Raw genomic sequence first — 17,959 nt, forward strand, 5'->3', positions numbered from 1 at the left:
AGAACAGCTTATTGAGACAATAAGGATTTATGATCGTTGGGGAACCATAGTGTTCTCTGAGAATAATTACGAAAATCCTTGGGATGGGACTTTTAAAAACGTAATAGTCCCTACCGGGATATATACCTACTTGATTAAAACCAGCTTCGAGAACTTCAAGGGTAGTATATTGATAATTTACTAGTCTCGCGCACTAGCAGACCATGTTCCACAGGAGAACCATTTATATTTGATCTTAACTACCTATCTGCTAATTAATTACGATTCACGTGGAACATTTATTATTAACTTATTGAAACACAGCAGGTTAAAAAAATAACAACAATCATACTATGTAACTTTACTTTAATAATTTTTAGCTTTGGGTATAGACCCTCTACATTCCAAAACTAAGAGGTGAAGTAAGTGAATCTTTTGCGTGTTTAAGTATATACAAACTATTATTCATTCCCTAGTTAAGGGCTATTGTGGTGAATACTGTTTGAAGGTGCCGTCAGTGTAAAATACTAGTATCTTCTCGATGGCTTTGAGATTATCCCCTGTAAGGTATTGACCTTTTTCGGGCGCTTTGAGATTTGTTTGTACCGGACTAGTGGCCGGTATTTTTTTTTCAGCCAATTCTAAGCGATCGACGATTTGCGGTTCAGAGCGTACTTGCTTGGTAGGTTCTGATTGAAGTTCACTTCGGTCAGGTTCAAGCTTTGGGAGCTCTTCGTCATCCATGATCCATTCCATGCCCAAGTCAGGATAGCGCATGATAATTTTCTGCACAATGTCTAAGCTTGGCCTGTTTCGTCCCGATAATATGTGGGAAACACTAGACCTCTGTACCCCAATCTCATCAGCAAAATGAGAAGGTGATATACTTTTGTCAACTAGAATCTGTTTTATTTTATCGTTCAAATCCACACAAAAAAGGTTGATATGGTGCAGACAAATGTAAATTCAATATGTTAAATAAACAAACAACAAATGTAAGTTATTGATAAATTGACATTTGCTGTTTCGCTTCGGGGAATTTACAAATGTGGTTTACGCTATTTAAAACATCATGTTCTACCAGTCAAAAAAAAAATAGGCACCGCGTGTTAGTTAGATTTAGCACGGTGCCTATTTAGCAGTCTGAGAAAAGAGAATGCTGAAACAACAATACTAAGTTAGTATTGTTGTTTCAGATGAATGCAAGCACTAGACAACAACCTGGTTCTCTCTGAGAGCTTCGTTTAGCGAAGTTTTCAAATCAGTACTAGCCTTTCGTTTCCCAATGATAAGAGCACAAGGAACCTGATAAGTTCCAGCCTTGAACTCCTTCGAGAGCGTGCCGGGAATTACAACTGAATTAGCTGGAACAAATCCTTTATACTCTACTGGAGTGTCGCCCGTAACATCTATGATTTTAGAACTACCTGTAATAGTTACGCCAGCTCCAAGTACGGCTCGGCTTGCGATGTGCGCTCCTTCTACCACGATGCACCTTGATCCGATAAAAGCACCGTCTTCTATGATTACGGGCGATGCTTGCACAGGTTCCAGGACCCCTCCTATTCCTACCCCGCCACTCAGGTGCACATTCTTGCCGATCTGGGCGCAACTTCCCACAGTGGCCCAAGTGTCGACCATAGTACCTTCATCCACATAGGCGCCAATATTCACGTATGATGGCATCAAAATGACCCCTTTGGCCAAAAATGACCCGTAACGAGCCACTGCCGGAGGAACTACCCTCACCCCTAGTTGACCGTAGCCGGTTTTTAGGCGCATCTTATCGTGGTATTCAAAGATGCCTACTTCAGTGACTGACATTTGTTGAATGGGAAAATAAAGAATAATAGCCTTCTTAACCCATTCGTTTACCTGCCACACACCCTCGGATACATTCTCAGCTACTCTGAGTCGTCCTTTGTCTACTTCTTCGATGATTGCGGCAATTGCCTCAACAGTGTCGCTTTGAGACAACAGTTCGCGATTCTCCCAGCATTCTTCAATTAGCTTCTGAAAATTCATGTTAAAGTGTTTGATCAATAAAAATGTTTTAAAACATCTAAAAAACAATTGATTATGAGAATAAAAATAGTAATAAGATTTAATTATGCATTTAGATTAATGGCATGATATTGTTATCACATGTTGAATTTAGGCCCATACATCAGGGTAAATATACAGATTGAGGTTCAAACCTGAGGGGTAATCCAATAGAAAACACATTCTGCTCACTAAAACCGATTGTATAAAAGTTGTATCATACGCTATTATTCCCTCAAACTTATTACTGATCGTGTTGAATGAATTTAGGATAAGGTACAATCGGATACGGCAGATAGTATAAAGTCTGTTAAGTGATTCAAATAAGTAGGAACCGCCAGCAATGGTCATTAGTCGAGGGGCACAGATGGAGGTGCCGACATACACATTGCTTAAAACCTCACATCGTCAGATAGTATAAAATGCGAGCAAACAGAAGATAAAAAGACATAATACTATTATTTTTAGTAATCTATAAACTAACATGATTAGTATTTTACTATTTTTTGTAGTTTAATATAATTATAATACTATTTAAAGTAGTTAATTGACATTGTTTATTTAACCTGCTCTAAGTTAATATTCCTGCGTTCCGGAACTGTTAAAGCGGATTTTTCATTAATATTGTCATTATTAACCAATCCAAGAATTCATAATGTCAGATGTAAAAGTTGCAATTAATGGTTTTGGCCGAATTGGCCGTCTAGTGTATCGACAGATATACAATATGAAAGGAATTGATGTGGTAGCCATCAACGATCTTACGAGTCCAGATACTCTGGCTCATTTGCTCAAGTATGATACCGCACAAGGACGATTTGATGCAGAAGTCAAATCCAAAGACAAGTCAATCACTGTTAATGGCGAAGATGTGGTTATATACTCACAGCGCGACCCATCACAGATCCCCTGGGCAGATCATGATGTAGATGTAGTACTTGAATGCACCGGCTTTTTTACCAGCGAGGAAAAAGCATCAGCTCACTTAAAAGCTGGCGCAAAAAAAGTGGTTATTTCCGCTCCCGCAACTGGTAATTTGAAGACAATAGTATTCAATGTGAACCACGATATTCTCGACGGTTCGGAAAAGATTATCAGCTGTGCCTCTTGTACTACTAATTGCCTGGCGCCAATGGCTAAGGTCATTGACGACCAGTTCGGTCTGATCAATGGTTTGATGACGACAATTCATGCTTACACCAACGATCAGAACACACAGGATTCGCCACATGCAAAAGGCGATCTACGCCGGGCTCGTGCAGCAGCATACAACATAGTTCCCTCTTCAACCGGTGCTGCTAAAGCGATCGGACTAGTGCTGCCAAGTTTGAAAGGTAAACTGGATGGCTCAGCGCAACGAGTTCCTGTCCTCACTGGTTCACTAACTGAACTAACCTGTATTGTAAGCAAAGAGACATCGGTGGAAGAAATCAATGCCGCTATGAAAGCAGCGGCTGATGAAAGCTTTGGCTATACGGAGGATGAAATTGTTAGCAGCGATATTGTAGGTATTACCTATGGTTCGCTATTCGATGCCACTCAAACCAAGGTACAAAAAGCCGGCGAGACTCAAATTATTCGTACAGTGAGTTGGTATGACAATGAAATGTCTTACGTTTCACAACTGGTTCGTACAGTGGATTATTTCGCTAAGCTGATCTAAGATTATCGAAATTGATTTTTGATAAAAAAGGGGCGTCAGATCGACGTCCCTTTTTTGTTGATTGCCTGTATATAGTTGATACTAAACCCTTTCGATAAAAATACCTTTTCATAATGTGTAGTAATTCCTAAGTGATACGGTAACAAATCGGAATCGTATAAATCTGTGGTATATTTTACAATTTCCAGATTTGACTCGGTAAGTGTCGCCAGGCTATACTCGTATAGTGGAAAACTATCAGTCTTCAGATGGAAAAAACCTTCAGGACACAAGTATTTTTCGTAACTTTTTAGAAATAAGGAATTAGTTAGTCTTTTCTTTTCATCGCGATCCCTTAGCTGGGGATCGGGATGAACCAGCCAGATTTCATTTACTTCGTTTTCGATAAAGAACTCATCAATGTATTGGATAGAAGTCCTCAAAAAAGCAACATTTTTCAATTTAAGTTGGGTGGCAATTTTACTACCCCGAGCCAAACGATCGCCCTTTATATCTATTCCAATGAAATTACGATCAGGGAATTTTTGGGCTATACCAATACTGTATTCTCCTTTCCCACAGGCGAGTTCGAGGGTAATAGGATTTTGATTTCCAAAATAAATTTCATTCCATTTTCCTTTAATTGTCGTATAGAGTGCTTTACCTCTTTCAATAACATTTTCAGCCTCTCGACTAAATTGGTACTTATCTAATTTCCTCCTGCTCAAAGTAGATATCCTAAATTTGCTCCAAATCAGCGACGACAAAAGTACTACCGCCTACATAAATAGCGTCATGCTCTGACGCATTTTCAATTGCACTCGAAAGGGCTTCGTTAACATTTCTAAATATTTTTCCGACCAATCCTACTTCTTCAGCCTTCAGCGCCAATTCACCGACCGCCATAGCCCGATGCACAGACGGCTGGCAAAAATAGTAAGAAGCGTCAATAGGAAACAACGAAAGAATTTTCTGAACATCCTTATCAGCCACGAAGCCCAAAACAAAATGAAGCCGATTGGCAGTTATAGCACAAAATTGTTCTATCGTACGCTTCAAGCCATCCAGATTGTGTGCGGTATCAGCTATAACTACCGGTTTGCTAGATAAAATCTGCCAGCGCCCCTTCAGTCCAGTAGTCGCTGCAACATGAGCCAAGCCTGATTCGATTGCAGTTAGCTCTATGTTATATCCCAGCTTTTTCAAAATATCCAGAACACATAGCACTCCTTTCAAATTGTCTATTTGATAGGTACCTGCAAGCCCTAACGTAAATGAGTACTCGGAAGAATCTTGGGTTTTTCTTAATTCTACAGTCTGTGAATAACCATTAGAAACACAACTGAGAACCACGTACTCATTGGCGGCTAGTATCAATTCCGATGACATCTGTCGAGTAGTACTTTTAAATACTCCCAATACTTCTGGAGCAGGCATTTCGCTTACGACCAGAGGTACTTCTGGCTTTATTATTCCAGCCTTCTCATGTGCAATCAAGGAGAGACTATCTCCTAAGTACTGCATATGATCCCAACCAATATTAGTAATAATAGAGACTTCAGGTGTAATAATGTTGGTGGAATCAAGACGACCTCCCATACCAACCTCAACCACGGCGATGTCAATCTCTTGGGCAGCAAAGTAGTCGAATGCCATCGCTACCGTCACTTCAAAGAAGGAAGGCTTATGGCTATTAATGTAGTTAGCATATTGAGATACAAACTCAGCCACAAATTTTTTAACCACCTCGTCACCATTTACTCTGATTCGCTCAGTAAAAGATTTAAGATGGGGAGAAGTATAGAGTCCGACACGGTATCCGGCAGCTTGCAGAACAGAGGCTAGCATATGGGACGTGCTGCCTTTGCCATTGGTGCCACCCACATGGATGCATTTAAATTGCTCATGAGGATTACCCAATAATTGACATAGACCAGTTATACCAGAAAGACCCGGCTTGTAAGCCCGGGTCCCTTGATTTTGGAATACTGGCAAGCGGCTATATAGATAGTCGATCGCTGATTGAAAAGTCATATTCTATTGAGCGCTGATCTTAAATGTTATGGTTCCAGAAGACTCGTCTGGTACATTAGCTGCCTTTTGGATGAAAGTCAATACCCGAACGGCGTCCCGGTATTTATTGATCACATTGTAATCCGAGACAGTTGATTTTCTCAGCACTACTGTCTTTACCCGTCCGTTGCTACCAACCACTATATTGAATGTTATTTCGCCCGTAGCGTCCGAATTATCATTGACCGACGGGGGACGTGACCACGCCCATCCATTAAGACTAAGTCCTACACCCGTACCTCCGCCGCCGCCGCCTTTATAAGATTTTGCGTAAAGACTTCCGCTCTTAGCCCCCTTGTCCCCTACTCCACTTGCGTCATCGCCGTTGTTATTACCGCCTACACCCGTAGCGGTACCATTAGTACCATTGCTACCCGAGCCAGATCCCGATGATTTCTTGAAAAGTGCATCGTTATTAATAGTTTTTGTGGGTGTCGGGGTCGTGGTGCTCGACGTGCTGGGTGCACTACTCGTCACTTTTTTGGACTCATTGCGCTCCGGTTCTTCCACCGGGCTTTCGGCTTTGGAAGTAATGACGGGCTTTTGAACAACCTTAGTAGTAGGCTTGATTGGTTCAGGACGGGGTGTTGGAGGCGTTGGGCGCGGTGCCTCAGCTTTCTTCTGAATCTTCTCCTCCCCCGCCTTCATATTTTCAGCGACTTTTGAATCACTGGGTTTATTAAAAGTCTGAATTTTACCGCTACCCACGTCGCTTGTTCCATAGTTCACCTCTACAAACAACTCCATGGGAGCAACTACCTTTTGCGACTGGCTTAGCCGGATGAAGAAAAAAGCGATCAGAATCAAAAGCGTAGTGGCCACCGATATGGCCCATGAGGCAGCAATTCTTTGACGGTCTTCGGCATTAATGGATAACATACGAGGCTGTTTTTCGATATAACGTAAATTTAGACTGAATTCGTCTCTTTACAAAAAAAGGCCCCGTAGGGCCTTAAAATTAGTTGCTATAACCTAAATCATTTGCGATGATAAACCCATGATTCGGCTTGGGTAAGCCCATCAATTTTGGATTTATCTTGCATAGCCTGTGAATGTGTTTCATACGACCCAGCAGCTACCAATATGTATTTGCCCGAAGTCCTATCTAAAATAGTAGCCTCACTCAACCCCTGACGCAACAGCTGGCTTCTCAGTTTTCGAGCGTTTTTCTGGCCCTCAAAAGCGCCCGCAATAAGAAAATAATCTTCTTTAGCTTGTTTGGCCGGGGGTGCAAGATCAATGTTTACAACGTTGACCCTATCAGCTGCCTCTGGTGTCGACTCTTCCACCACCGGAATAAACTCTGGTTTCAGTTCCTGAAAATAAACTACGTTTATAGGTGTATTTACTTCAAATGCAGTGGGTATATCCGTTTCAACTTCATTTGAATTCGGATAAAAGTCCTTGACGATCGATATAGGATTCAGAGAACTCAGTAGGCTGTTATCCGATGGCTCGTAAAGATAACTGGCAGCACTTGCAGCGCAAATAACGACAGCTGCAGCGGCCCAACCCCAACGCAAGTTGCTTTTGGTGGGTAGAGGAATAATAGAGACATCATTAGCTACGAATACTTCTGTGTCCTCAACATTCTTTTCCTGCCCCTGCCAGTTAGGCAAGCGTTCATAACGATAGGCGCTTACATCCTCCAACCCGAACCACTCCTGGTCGTAATTTTGCGTATAGTCTGGTTCAAAAATGAGCTTACCCTCATAGTTAGTCGAGAAACTACCTATTTTGTCAATTGTAGCGGCGTGGCTGGATGATAGTTCTGAACGAAAGGAATCGACAAATTGTCTGATTGCTTCCAATGCCTGTTCGTGGGTTATCTCTTCACCTACTGCTAGATAATAGGCAAGTAGTCCATCATCTATTTTCAGGATTTCGTTGAAAGCCAAACGCTTACCGGAAGGCCTGAAAACGCGGGCCGATTCATCATACTTAACTCCGACCCGGTGCGTAAGAATTCCTCCAAAATCCGGAATGATCACACAATCAAACTCGAACAGTAATTTACGGATGTACTTGTCAACGTGTATCATCTTCTAATTGGGTTTAGCTAAACTTTAACTAAACGAAATTAGAAAGAAAATGACAATCCACCAACAAAGTTCAATCCCATCTGTGGGTAGTAGAGGTAGCGAGAATATTGTTTTCCCAAGATGTTGTTAATCGACACAAAGGCTGAGAAGTTCTTGGTTAACAGGTAGTCTATCTTCAAATTAAGGTCGATTATCGTCGGCAGTTTTATAATTTTTTCACTTTGGAAATTATTTCCCTTTAATCCCGAAATCACGTAAAAATCACTACTAACGAAAAGTTTTTTGTTTAACGAGAGTGCATTAAACCAGTTTAACGAGAAAGTTGGACGATGCCAGGCTTCCTTCAATACACCTAATTTGTAGTTGTAAAAGCTAGTCTTTAATGAAGTTCTAAGGATGTCGTTGTGCGTGTAGCCTACCTGCGCCGAGACGGTAAGGATGTTGGTTTTGTCGCCATCGTACAGGATAGAAAATTTTGATGTGTCAGCAAGCGAATTGTTGAATGCATAAAAATTACCGTAGTTGGCGTAGCTTACTTTTCCCTCGAAATTAATCCCCTGCGTGTTCTCGCCTTTAACGCCTGCGTAGATATCTGATCGCTTGTCTGTATTCAAAATCAACGCGTCGGGAGATAACCAGCGATTTTCTGAAAGCATAGATCGTAAAGTATTACGAACCAGGTCACCTTCCCAACCTGCATAAATGTGAAGACCTGGAATAGGTACCACATCCAGGTTTAAAACCGGGTAAATACGGGTACTATTGATGTTGAGTGTATTGTCTGTCTGGTTTACAACGTTTGCTCCCGCCGTAAGCGAGAAGAAGTCCGTTACGTACTTAAAATGAGGTTTTATCCGAAACACATTCCGATTGTAAGTTTCAGAATCTACCCTTTGAGAAATGAATGCTCCCGCCTCGAACAAGGCATAAAGATTATCCATAACAGGCAGTGATCCCTTCAATGTAGTACCCCAATCCGTTTCTGAGGCATTATAACGATCTTTCAAGTTGTAAAAATTGGTACGAACCGAATAATCGACCAGCGACTTAGCATCTGTGTTCTCAAAGCCGAGCTGCACTCCGAACAAATTAGTCGTCTGTCGAATGCTATCTCGGTCAATAACTACCGTCTCTGGCTGTGGAGTATATCCATAGAAATAAAAATTTTTGCGATCATAATCGATTTGGCCATCGACCTTGAAAGCGTTGCGAATGTACTTTCCTGCAAATCGCAAGTCAGTAGTGGCGTTAGCAGAGTTTTTGCCGTATACAGGTCCCGTCGCCGCCGACAGTTGCTTTAAGTGCGCAGAGAAAACAAGATCCTCTGAAGGGCGAGTACTTACGAAGCCTTCGCCCAGAAATCGCCCGTAGTTTCCGCCGCCTAATTTGATGTAGTTGTTGAGAGCCTCCGGCATATTCTGTCGCGACTTCTCATCGGAGGGTATCGAAACCGACGGAGTCAACTTAGGTGAAGCCAAATTTATCTTGGGATCAATGAACTCATAAGTGACTTTCTTATCCGTCGTTTTAGCTTCTGCGGGTTGGACTTTATCGAAAAGTCGATTGGCTACCGGAAACTCAATACTTTTTTCCTTTACAATTTCGTAAGTCTGGCTCTCAATCTCGCCTCGCTGTGCGAAAGCGGTAGCCGAAGTCAGCAGGGCTAACGCAATCAGTCCGCCGATATTATTTACTTTCCTATTCATATTGTGATTTGCTGGAAGGGGAATTATTTCTTTTCAATTTCGGCCAATTTCAGTTGAGCGAGACTAACTGCTTCCGCATCTTCGGAATTTTCAATGATGGATTGCAGCGTGGCCTTGGCCTGGGCTTTTTCGTTCATACCCATGTAAATATCGGCCAAGAGAATGAAAGAGCGAACGCGCCAGAAGTCGATGCCCTCAAATTCTTTACTTAAATCAAAGACCGTTTTTTCAGCCTCAGAATACTTCTTCTCCTTAAATTGAATCATCGCGATCCAGTACTTTGCCTCCGCGCCGAATTCATCTTTACTGGCCAGTGCCAGTTTTTGGAATTCCTCCGAGGCTTTCACGTAGTCCCCGCGTTCGTAGGGTACTTTGCCCAAATACAGTTGTGCTTTGCCTAAGCCGCCAGGTACAATATTACCGACCTTGATTACCTGATTGGCGTAATACAGTGTAGAATCGTAGCTTTTGAGAGCGTAGTAAGTATTCATTAGACCAATCGAAGCAAGAGTTTGCTCCTTTTTATTTTCCGCGTTTCGGAGCAGAACTTTGAAATTACCCACCGCGCTGGCGTAATTTCCCCTGGCGATTTCCAATTCAGCCGATTTCTGAGCGGCCGCCGCCACGTAGTTGGAGCGGTTTTCCTGCACAACTTGCCCGTAATACTCCAAGGCCTTCTCTGCCTGATCTGTCTTCTCATATGCTGCACCTAAGAAGTAGCGGGCATCATATTGGTTCTTACTTTGAGGATAAGCTTGCAAATATTCCTGGATCGCCTGAATAGACTGGGGGTACTTTTCGGCGTAAAACAGGTTGCGGGCGTTATCGAACTCCACGTCGTCGAGTTTGGTATTGCCAGGATTATTTTTCCTGACAATCGCCAAAATCTGTGTGAACTCCTCGGGGCGACCAACGGCGTTATAACTCTCCTGAATTCCCTCCAAAGCACTAGAAGCCGATGGCGAGGCAGGAAATTCCTGCAAAATTCGCCTGAAATCATTAATCGCCTCCTCATACACTTGAATATTGTAGTAAGACTGGGCCCGACGAAGAAGAGCAGCCGGGATCAGGATACTTTTTGGCTTTTCATTAATCATCCGCGTAAACAGGCGAACGGACTGTTGAAAGTTGTCTTTCTGGAATTCCAAGTCTGAGATTTGGAACATAGCATCATCTACGTAACGCGAAGTCGGGTATTGGCTTATAAGAAGCTCGAACTGGCGACGGGCATCCATTTCCCGGTTCATATATACGAACGCACGGCCCTTTTGGAAGAGTGAGTAATCATTATCTACCTTACCGTTGCGCGTTACCTGCTCGTATGTGTTGACCGCCTCGGTGTACTTCTTCAAAGCCAAATAGCTATCGCCCAACCGCACATAGCTATCTTCAATCATTTGAGAGGACATACCCTCTGTATTTGCTGTAAATTCCTTGAAGTAGGGCAATGCCTCGCTGTATTTCTTCTGATTGTAATAAGCGTATCCCAAAGCATACAGGCTCTTACGACGATAGATTCCTGCGTCGACGTTCTTAGTCAACTGAGCGTAAATGGGCTTGGCTTCGTCATATTTCTGTTGAGCCGAGTAAGCTTCGGCTTTATGATAGGTGGCGGCAACGAAAATATCTTCGTCAATAGGGTACTTTAACGATTTGTTGAAATCCGAAATAGCGGCCGGGTACTGTTCAGTATTGAATTCATTGACGCCCTGGTTGTAAGTAAGCCGCTGGTAAGTTGCGTTGATCTTCGGCGTTCGGTTTCTTAAACCCTCAATGTAGGTGATGGCCCCCGCGCTGTTATTGGAGCCGGAGTACGCCTCAGTGATCAACTGGGCCACCTCGTCCTGATTTTTAGTGTTCGGGTACTTTTTCAGGTAATCGCTAAGTTCTGAGATCGATGCACTGTAATTCCCCAATTCCAACTGAACCTTGGCGTGATTATAGGCTGCCTCTTCCTGAACCAAAGTATTAAAAGCTAACCGAGCCGCGTTGTCGAAAGCAGTCAGGGCAAAATTGGGGTTACTGGTTTGAAGATAACTGATCCCTACCAAGTAAGAAGCGTATTGCGCTACCGAATCTTTACCGGGCGCAATATTCTTCATGGTTTCGATAGCCCCTTCGAAATTGTTGTTCCTGAACTGGGAATGTCCATAATGCAGCGCAACCGTTGGTGGCAAACCCCCAGGCTTCATACGCTTATAGCGATCGTAGGATTTTACCGCAGCCTCATAATCCCCTTTTTCGTATTGCACCTCCGCTACGTACAGGGCCACATCGTCTAGATTGGTATTTCCTTGCTGTTGGGAAAGTATTCGCTCACCATAGGTCAGCAATGTGTCGAAATCTTTCAGCTGATACAGTGAGGACACAATCCAATTGGGTGCCTCATTCTTATAGTAAGGGTGATTTTCAATGCGGAGAAAATCCTCGTAGGCTTGGCGGTACCGATTGTTTTTATAATTAATCACCCCAGCGAAAAAGGAGGCATCGGCGGCATTTTCAAAATCCGTCTCCGTTTTCACCTGATCAAAGTAGGTTAGCGCCTGATCGAGTTTTTGGGTATTGTAATACGACATTCCCAAACGATACAGCGTTTCCGCCCGCTTACTTCCCCCTCCTGCCACCTGCATGGCTTTTTCAAGGTAGCCAATGGCTTGTTCGTAATCACCACCTTCGTAGTAATATTTCCCCAGATCGGCGTAGATCAACTGTGCTTTTGGATGCTCGGCGTGATTGCGCACGAAGCGATCCACCTGTACTTCGGCTTCGGGATATTTAAGATAAAGGCCCGTCACCGCCACATAGTATTCGGCGGTCACGGCATTGTAATCACTCGTAGTAAGAAGTTTGTCCTGAGCAGCCAAGAATTCGTTGAATTCCTGCCGGGCAGCCACGAAGTTCGACTTTTCGAAATATTCCAGGCCATTGCGAAAGTGGGCCTCGGGCTGAGTATAGCCCATAGTGTTTTGACCGAAAACTACCGCTTGCCCTACACAGGCAAATAAAAGCAGGGTTTTCAGACTACGCTTCAATAACATAGAGTTGGATTGGTGAACGAGTTGTAGAATGGCCAAAATTAGGCTTTGTCCGGCGGTATTCAAACTTTTCCCCTATTGGCAACAGCGAATACTTATCGTAATAAACGGCTTTTTGTCCTTTTGCGTATTGCAGATGAACCACTTTACCCGGTTTAACAAGTCAGAAAGAACATGTGCCTAAAATATCACACCATTTCTTTTCATGCTTTCCTGAGTGTCAATGTGCATTCGGCGAAAGCGGTCTGAGATCGTTTTTACAAAATCCTCATCCAGAACAGACACCAATTCATCGGTTGATTCGAATTCTGTCTCGTCAATTTTATAGATTTGCTCGTAACTACCACCCGCCTCAAACTTTACGATATACTTTCCGTTCCATTGGTATAGTCCAACTTTGTAATGTTCATTAGGAATGTCTTTGAGATAGCGCATGGTTGATTTTGGAAGATAGAGTGAAAAGTTAGGTTTAACTATAATAATTTGATGACTTTATTGAGAACAAGTCCACTATTATTTCTATTTATTGGCACTTTAATACCTGGATGCCAGTCTGTTGAGAAAGAGGATGCAGCGAATTTTTTTTTGAAGGGCAACGTTCAGCTTGATCAGGAAAATTATGAACAGGCTTTGTATTATTACGACGAAGCACTGGCTAAAAATGCTGATTTTCCTGATGCCCATTTGAATAAAGGACTGGCTTTGCTGCAATTACAACGGCCGGTTGACGCTTTGCAGTCACTTAATAACGCAATAGAAACCGAAGAGCAGCTTTATCCAGCCTACTTGGCACGCGCCGAAGTCGCGGCGCGGCTGGGCCGTTGGGATGAAGCCTTGAACGATCTTATGTTCATTCGTAAATATTACTCCGACTCTTCACAATATTATCTTATACAGGGAAATATCCGGGTGGGTAAAAACAACCAATCCGCTGCCCTTGCCGATTATGACAGAGCTATTCAGCTCTCACCAGGCAATTCCAAAGCTTTAATCAACCGCGGCGCCATCTATTTCAACCAAAAGCAGTACGTACCTGCCAAAGCAGATTTTGAGAAAGCTTTGCGCATAGACCCAAAGCAACCCGAGGCACTGAATAATCTAGGACTGCTCGCCTCCCGTAACGGTCAATGGCAACTTGCCAGCGATTATCTCGATCGAGCATTATCAATTAATCCCGTCGATCCGCTGGCTTTAAATAATAAAGGTTTTGTACTTCTAAATATTGGCGAATTGACGGAAGCCGCCAAGTTAATCAATCGTTCGCTGATGAATATGCCGGACAATGGCTACGCTCTGCGAAATTTGGGTTTGTATTATTTTAAAACGAATGACCTAAATAAATCCATTGAAAACTATGATAAAGCGCTAGAATTAGCTCAGCCTGTGGAACTGCTTCACGGTCAAGCCGGGCTAGCTTATCAAAAAGCTGGGAACAATAATATAGCTTGCGAAATTTGGAAAACAGGGATTGTGTTAAAAGATAGTCTTGCCAAAACTTTATATTCACAATACTGCCAATAACTATTCACGCTTCCTGACAAATTTTTTTAAGTCCTGAAATGCGTTAACACTAGACTCTGCGCTTGTTCGTATTTCCAAAAGACTAGCTGTTTTTTTTTTTTCAAAATCATTCCAGACAATCTTTAAATCGTCAAGACTCGAATCAATTGCGTGATCTATTAATAAGTAGGTGATACCTGAATCGTCGGCAGTACGTAAGGCATTAAAATTATGTTGGGTTTCAAAATACTCTTCTAATTCTGGCTGCGAAGCCGGCCCTTCGATCGCTCTAAAAATAGTACCTCCCGCGTTGTTAAGTAGTATTATTTTTAGATTATCGGGAAAATTTTCTATAAGGAGCCCGTTACGGTCATAAAAAAACGCTACGTCGCCGACAATTAGGTAGACGGGTTGATCCGATAACATCGCCGCCCCAATGGCCGTGCTGACGCACCCATCAATCCCACTGGTTCCTCGATTACAGAAAACTTCAACGTTTTGTTTATCAATACCTAAAATATTTGCGTACCGAACCGACATACTATTTGCCAGGTGTAGTGTGGAGCTGTCTGGTATCTGTTTTAATACGAAATGAACCGCCGTTATATCATTTAACGTTGTTAAGTTCTGTAAAAAATCGTCTAAAAGCTTAGTTACCTTCTGTTCTTCCTTCATCCAAGCCGCTAAGTAGTTTTTGTACTTATCTTCTTTGTCCATAAAACGTCCTCCCTCTGAATTTATCGACTCATGTAGATTTAAGAGGAAAGAATTTGGTGATACGACTACCTGCTGAGTCAGTATTTGAAACGTATCGATTACATGTTTGTCTTCCGATATATGCCAGTGATATTTTGGTGGGTGATTCCTGAGAAATTGTTTCAGATTTTTGGAAATAAATGATTGACCGATTGTTATCAATAGGTCAGGTATTAATTCATGGTTGTTGTTATCGCTAAGGAAAAGATCATGTTTACTGAAAAAATGTTCGGTGTTATTTAAATTACTTATCACATCTCCCAAAATTGGTAGGTGAAGTTTTTCTGAGATAGTCAACAAATGAAAATTTAGATCCTCATTTAATGACTGCTGACCTACGGCAATTAGTATCTTCTCACTTCTCTCCCACTCCATCATTAATTCTTGCCAAGTTTCATTTCCAATTTTTGCAATAGTCCTTGTTCGTCGAATTACACGAATATTATCAGAAGGACTAAACTCTTCTTCTTTCTTCGGATAAAAAGGTTCTCGAATCGGTACGTTTATATGTACGGGGCCACTCGGAAATTCTTGGGTGGTAAGCATCGCTTCATTTACGCTACGGTTAATGAACCAGACTGCATCGGGATGCGAATAATCAGCGGGTAATTCCCAGAATTCCTTGACGTGTTTGCCGTAGATTTCGGTTTGGTAAATCGTTTGTCCGTCGTTTTGGTGTATCCACTCTTTCGGACGGTCAGCGGTAAGTACCACCAGTGGGATTTGCTGAAAGTAGGCTTCCGCTACCGCCGGGGCAAAATTGTAGGCCGCCGACCCGGAAGTACAAATCAGGACGACTGGCTTTTTCAGTTGCTGCGCCATTCCCAAGGCGACGAAGCCCGCCGCTCGCTCATCCATCACTACCTGGCACTCGATGTTTGGATTTCTGGCAAAAGCCAAAGTTAGCGCAGCGGATCGAGAACCGGGAGAAATGACCGCTTGAGTCACGCCGTGGAGATGGCAAAGTTGCGCGAGATCAATGAGGGGTTGCAGGACAGCCATTTTTAGTATTGAGTGAATAGAGCAATTACAGTAGGAACTACACAAAAAAAGAGCTTCTCGTTAAAGAAGCTCTTTTCAAACATTTAATTTTCATGAATCTTCAAAGAGTGTATGGCAGTTATTGAAAGCCCCTAGCCTAAATAAGTCTTCAAAGCTTTGCTCCTTGAAACATGGCGCAGACGACGGATGGCTTTCTCCTTAATCTGGCGGACGCGCTCACGGGTAAGGTTGAATTTCTCGCCAATCTCTTCTAGGGTCATGGCGTGTTCGCCGTTCAATCCGAAATAGAGGGCAATCACATCGGCCTCGCGCTGAGTGAGTGTGCACAAGGCACGCTGCACTTCCTTACGGAGCGATTCATTGACCAAGCCGGAATCGGGCTTGTCTTCCAGATCGTTTTCTAGGACATCAAGCAGACTATTTTCTTCACCCTGCACGAAGGGGGCATCCATAGAAACATGACGACCTGAGATTTTCATCGTGTCAACTACCTCCGAAGAAGATATCTCCAATACTTCAGCCAATTCTTCGGGCGATGGCTCGCGCTCGAAGCGCTGCTCCAACTCGGAGAAAGTCTTGGAAATTTTATTTAAAGAGCCCACACGGTTCAGTGGCAAACGCACAATCCGGGATTGCTCAGCCAAGGCTTGCAAAATAGACTGGCGAATCCACCATACGGCGTAGGAGATGAACTTAAAACCACGTGTTTCGTCAAACCGTTGAGCAGCTTTTATCAATCCCAAATTCCCTTCATTTATTAAATCTCCCAGCGACAACCCCTGATTCTGGTACTGTTTGGCCACCGACACCACAAACCGTAGGTTTGCTTTCGTCAGCCGCTCGAGCGCCAGTTGGTCACCTTCACGGATTTTCTGGGCCAGCGTTACCTCTTCGTCAGGGGTTAACAAATCCACCTTGCCAATCTCTTGCAGGTACTTATCAAGGGACTGGCTTTCCCGGTTGGTAATCTGTTTGCTGATTTTTAGCTGTCTCATCTATATCTTTTTATGTGTCTTAGTGTTTATAACGCATTACTTCGCCAAATCATTTCAGATTGGAAAAATAATATTTTAAAATTATTTATTTTCTGGTTTCGGCAGCAAGGCTTTCCGCGACAAACGGTACTTCCCAGTCTTCTTATCCACGTCCACTAGCTTGACCTGCACTTCCTCACCCACTTCGAGCACTCCGTCCATGTTTTCAAGACGCTCCCATCCAATCTCAGAAATGTGCAATAAACCATCTTTACCAGGAACGAATTCAACGAACGCGCCGAACGGCATGATGTTCTTAACCTTACCCGTGTAGGTCTCCCCAACCTCGGGAACCATGACGATTGCCTTGATGCGTCCAAGGGCTTTGTCCATCGCTTCCTTGTTGGCCGAAAACACACTCACAAATCCTGCACCATCCTTTTCCTCGATGTTGACCGTAGCGCCGGATTCCTTTTGGATGTCCTGCACCACCTTACCGCCGGGTCCGATTACGGCACCAATCATTTCACGCTCGATTTTGATGACCGTCGCACGCGGGGTGTGAGGCTTCAAGTCTTCACGCGGGGCAGAAAGCGCTTTGCTCATTTCATTCAGAATGTGCAACCGTCCTTGCTTTGCTTGCATAAGGGCCTCAGTCAGTACTTCGTAGGGAAGTCCGTCCACCTTGATATCCATCTGGCAAGCAGTAATACCTTTAGCGGTACCCGTCACTTTGAAATCCATGTCACCAAGGTGATCCTCGTCGCCCAGAATATCGGAAAGTACTGCGTAATTGCCGGTTTCAGGATCTAGAATCAGACCCATCGCGATGCCCGAAACGGGCGTCTTAATTTGCAGACCAGAATCCATGAGCGCTAAGGATCCCGCACAAACCGTTGCCATTGACGACGAGCCATTAGATTCCAGAATATCTGAGACGATGCGAATCGTATAGGGATTGTCTTCGCCCTGCGGCAAAACTTTCTTTAGTGCCCGCAGCGCCAGGTTACCGTGACCGACTTCCCGACGTCCGGGTCCGCGATTGGGTTTCACCTCACCCGTAGAAAAGCCGGGAAAGTTGTAGTGTAACATAAATTTGCTGTAGCCATAGTACATGGCAGTATCCACAATCTGCTCATCCAGCTTAGTACCGAGCGTGACCGTCGTTAATGATTGGGTTTCGCCACGAGTGAACAAAGCGGAGCCG

General features: G+C 43.4%; 15 protein-coding genes. 3 read left to right on the forward strand and 12 right to left on the reverse strand.

The annotated features are described in order from the left end of the window. Window positions 1–184 (forward strand): gliding motility-associated C-terminal domain-containing protein (locus ACEW8P_RS03610; RefSeq protein WP_373511744.1); only part of this gene is annotated, 184 nt, incomplete at its 5' end. A 278-nt stretch (window positions 185–462) separates the two neighbouring features. Here the strand turns inward: ACEW8P_RS03610 and ACEW8P_RS03615 are convergent. Both ACEW8P_RS03615 and ACEW8P_RS03620 read right to left on the reverse strand, forming a co-directional pair. Beyond that, on the reverse strand, window positions 463–909 hold the full coding sequence (locus ACEW8P_RS03615; protein WP_373511745.1) for a helix-turn-helix transcriptional regulator: 447 nt from the start codon (window positions 907–909) through the stop codon (window positions 463–465). Between the two features lie 279 nt (window positions 910–1,188). Beyond that, the gene (locus ACEW8P_RS03620) at window positions 1,189–2,004 is read right to left on the reverse strand and encodes a 2,3,4,5-tetrahydropyridine-2,6-dicarboxylate N-succinyltransferase (RefSeq protein WP_373511746.1); all 816 of its coding nucleotides are present in this window, start codon (window positions 2,002–2,004) and stop codon (window positions 1,189–1,191) included. Window positions 2,005–2,677: 673 nt separating this feature from the next. On the opposite strand from ACEW8P_RS03620, the gene gap reads away from it, so the two are divergent. After that, a complete protein-coding gene (gene gap, locus ACEW8P_RS03625; protein ID WP_373511747.1) occupies window positions 2,678–3,685 on the forward strand; it encodes a type I glyceraldehyde-3-phosphate dehydrogenase in 1,008 nt (335 codons plus the stop codon). Window positions 3,686–3,720: 35 nt separating this feature from the next. On the opposite strand, the gene trmB is transcribed toward gap, so the two are convergent. From trmB to ACEW8P_RS03660, 7 genes are all read right to left on the reverse strand, one after another. Further along, window positions 3,721–4,392, reverse strand: a complete 672-nt coding sequence (gene trmB / locus ACEW8P_RS03630) for a tRNA (guanosine(46)-N7)-methyltransferase TrmB (RefSeq protein ID WP_373511748.1) — start codon at window positions 4,390–4,392, stop codon at window positions 3,721–3,723. Window positions 4,393–4,402: 10 nt separating this feature from the next. Continuing rightward, the gene (locus ACEW8P_RS03635) at window positions 4,403–5,698 is read right to left on the reverse strand and encodes a folylpolyglutamate synthase/dihydrofolate synthase family protein (RefSeq protein WP_373511749.1); all 1,296 of its coding nucleotides are present in this window, start codon (window positions 5,696–5,698) and stop codon (window positions 4,403–4,405) included. A gap of 3 nt (window positions 5,699–5,701) precedes the next feature. Continuing rightward, window positions 5,702–6,616 (reverse strand): hypothetical protein, encoded by a 915-nt coding sequence (locus tag ACEW8P_RS03640; RefSeq protein ID WP_373511750.1) that lies wholly within the window; start codon window positions 6,614–6,616, stop codon window positions 5,702–5,704. Window positions 6,617–6,714: 98 nt separating this feature from the next. Then, a complete protein-coding gene (locus tag ACEW8P_RS03645; RefSeq protein WP_373511751.1) occupies window positions 6,715–7,779 on the reverse strand; it encodes an SPOR domain-containing protein in 1,065 nt (354 codons plus the stop codon). Between the two features lie 38 nt (window positions 7,780–7,817). Further along, window positions 7,818–9,485, reverse strand: coding sequence for a TonB-dependent receptor (locus ACEW8P_RS03650; protein WP_373511752.1), 1,668 nt, complete (start codon window positions 9,483–9,485; stop codon window positions 7,818–7,820). A gap of 23 nt (window positions 9,486–9,508) precedes the next feature. Further along, complete coding sequence (locus ACEW8P_RS03655; RefSeq protein ID WP_373511753.1) at window positions 9,509–12,586, reverse strand: tetratricopeptide repeat protein; 3,078 nt, start codon at window positions 12,584–12,586, stop codon at window positions 9,509–9,511. A gap of 114 nt (window positions 12,587–12,700) precedes the next feature. Beyond that, entirely contained in the window at window positions 12,701–12,955 is a 255-nt protein-coding gene (locus tag ACEW8P_RS03660) for a hypothetical protein (RefSeq protein ID WP_373511754.1), read from the reverse strand. Between the two features lie 51 nt (window positions 12,956–13,006). Here ACEW8P_RS03660 and ACEW8P_RS03665 point away from each other — a divergent pair, with 51 nt between their 5' ends. Further along, the gene (locus ACEW8P_RS03665) at window positions 13,007–14,041 is read left to right on the forward strand and encodes a tetratricopeptide repeat protein (RefSeq protein ID WP_373511755.1); all 1,035 of its coding nucleotides are present in this window, start codon (window positions 13,007–13,009) and stop codon (window positions 14,039–14,041) included. On the opposite strand, the gene menD is transcribed toward ACEW8P_RS03665, so the two are convergent. The 3 genes from menD to pnp form a co-directional block, all read right to left on the reverse strand. After that, entirely contained in the window at window positions 14,042–15,778 is a 1,737-nt protein-coding gene (gene menD, locus ACEW8P_RS03670) for a 2-succinyl-5-enolpyruvyl-6-hydroxy-3-cyclohexene-1-carboxylic-acid synthase (RefSeq protein WP_373511756.1), read from the reverse strand. 131 nt (window positions 15,779–15,909) lie between these two features. Beyond that, the gene (locus tag ACEW8P_RS03675; protein WP_189566828.1) at window positions 15,910–16,773 is read right to left on the reverse strand and encodes an RNA polymerase sigma factor RpoD/SigA; all 864 of its coding nucleotides are present in this window, start codon (window positions 16,771–16,773) and stop codon (window positions 15,910–15,912) included. Between the two features lie 81 nt (window positions 16,774–16,854). Continuing rightward, the coding region (gene pnp, locus ACEW8P_RS03680; protein WP_373511757.1) for a polyribonucleotide nucleotidyltransferase at window positions 16,855–17,959 on the reverse strand (1,105 nt) is incomplete at its 5' end.

It is taken from the genome of Persicitalea sp. (assembly GCF_041751555.1).
GTDB lineage: Bacteria > Bacteroidota > Bacteroidia > Cytophagales > Spirosomataceae > Persicitalea.

Excerpts from the sequence above, each read along its gene's own strand:
- menD (WP_373511756.1), bottom strand. The coding sequence starts at position 15,778 with ATGGCTGTCCTGCAACCCCTCATTGATCTCGCGCAACTTTGCCATCTC.
- ACEW8P_RS03645 (WP_373511751.1), bottom strand. The coding sequence starts at position 7,779 with ATGATACACGTTGACAAGTACATCCGTAAATTACTGTTCGAGTTTGAT.
- ACEW8P_RS03620 (WP_373511746.1), bottom strand. The coding sequence starts at position 2,004 with ATGAATTTTCAGAAGCTAATTGAAGAATGCTGGGAGAATCGCGAACTG.
- ACEW8P_RS03675 (WP_189566828.1), bottom strand. The coding sequence starts at position 16,773 with ATGAGACAGCTAAAAATCAGCAAACAGATTACCAACCGGGAAAGCCAG.
- gap (WP_373511747.1), top strand. The coding sequence starts at position 2,678 with ATGTCAGATGTAAAAGTTGCAATTAATGGTTTTGGCCGAATTGGCCGT.
- ACEW8P_RS03650 (WP_373511752.1), bottom strand. The coding sequence starts at position 9,485 with ATGAATAGGAAAGTAAATAATATCGGCGGACTGATTGCGTTAGCCCTG.
- ACEW8P_RS03660 (WP_373511754.1), bottom strand. The coding sequence starts at position 12,955 with ATGCGCTATCTCAAAGACATTCCTAATGAACATTACAAAGTTGGACTA.
- ACEW8P_RS03665 (WP_373511755.1), top strand. The coding sequence starts at position 13,007 with ATGACTTTATTGAGAACAAGTCCACTATTATTTCTATTTATTGGCACT.
- ACEW8P_RS03635 (WP_373511749.1), bottom strand. The coding sequence starts at position 5,698 with ATGACTTTTCAATCAGCGATCGACTATCTATATAGCCGCTTGCCAGTA.
- ACEW8P_RS03640 (WP_373511750.1), bottom strand. The coding sequence starts at position 6,616 with ATGTTATCCATTAATGCCGAAGACCGTCAAAGAATTGCTGCCTCATGG.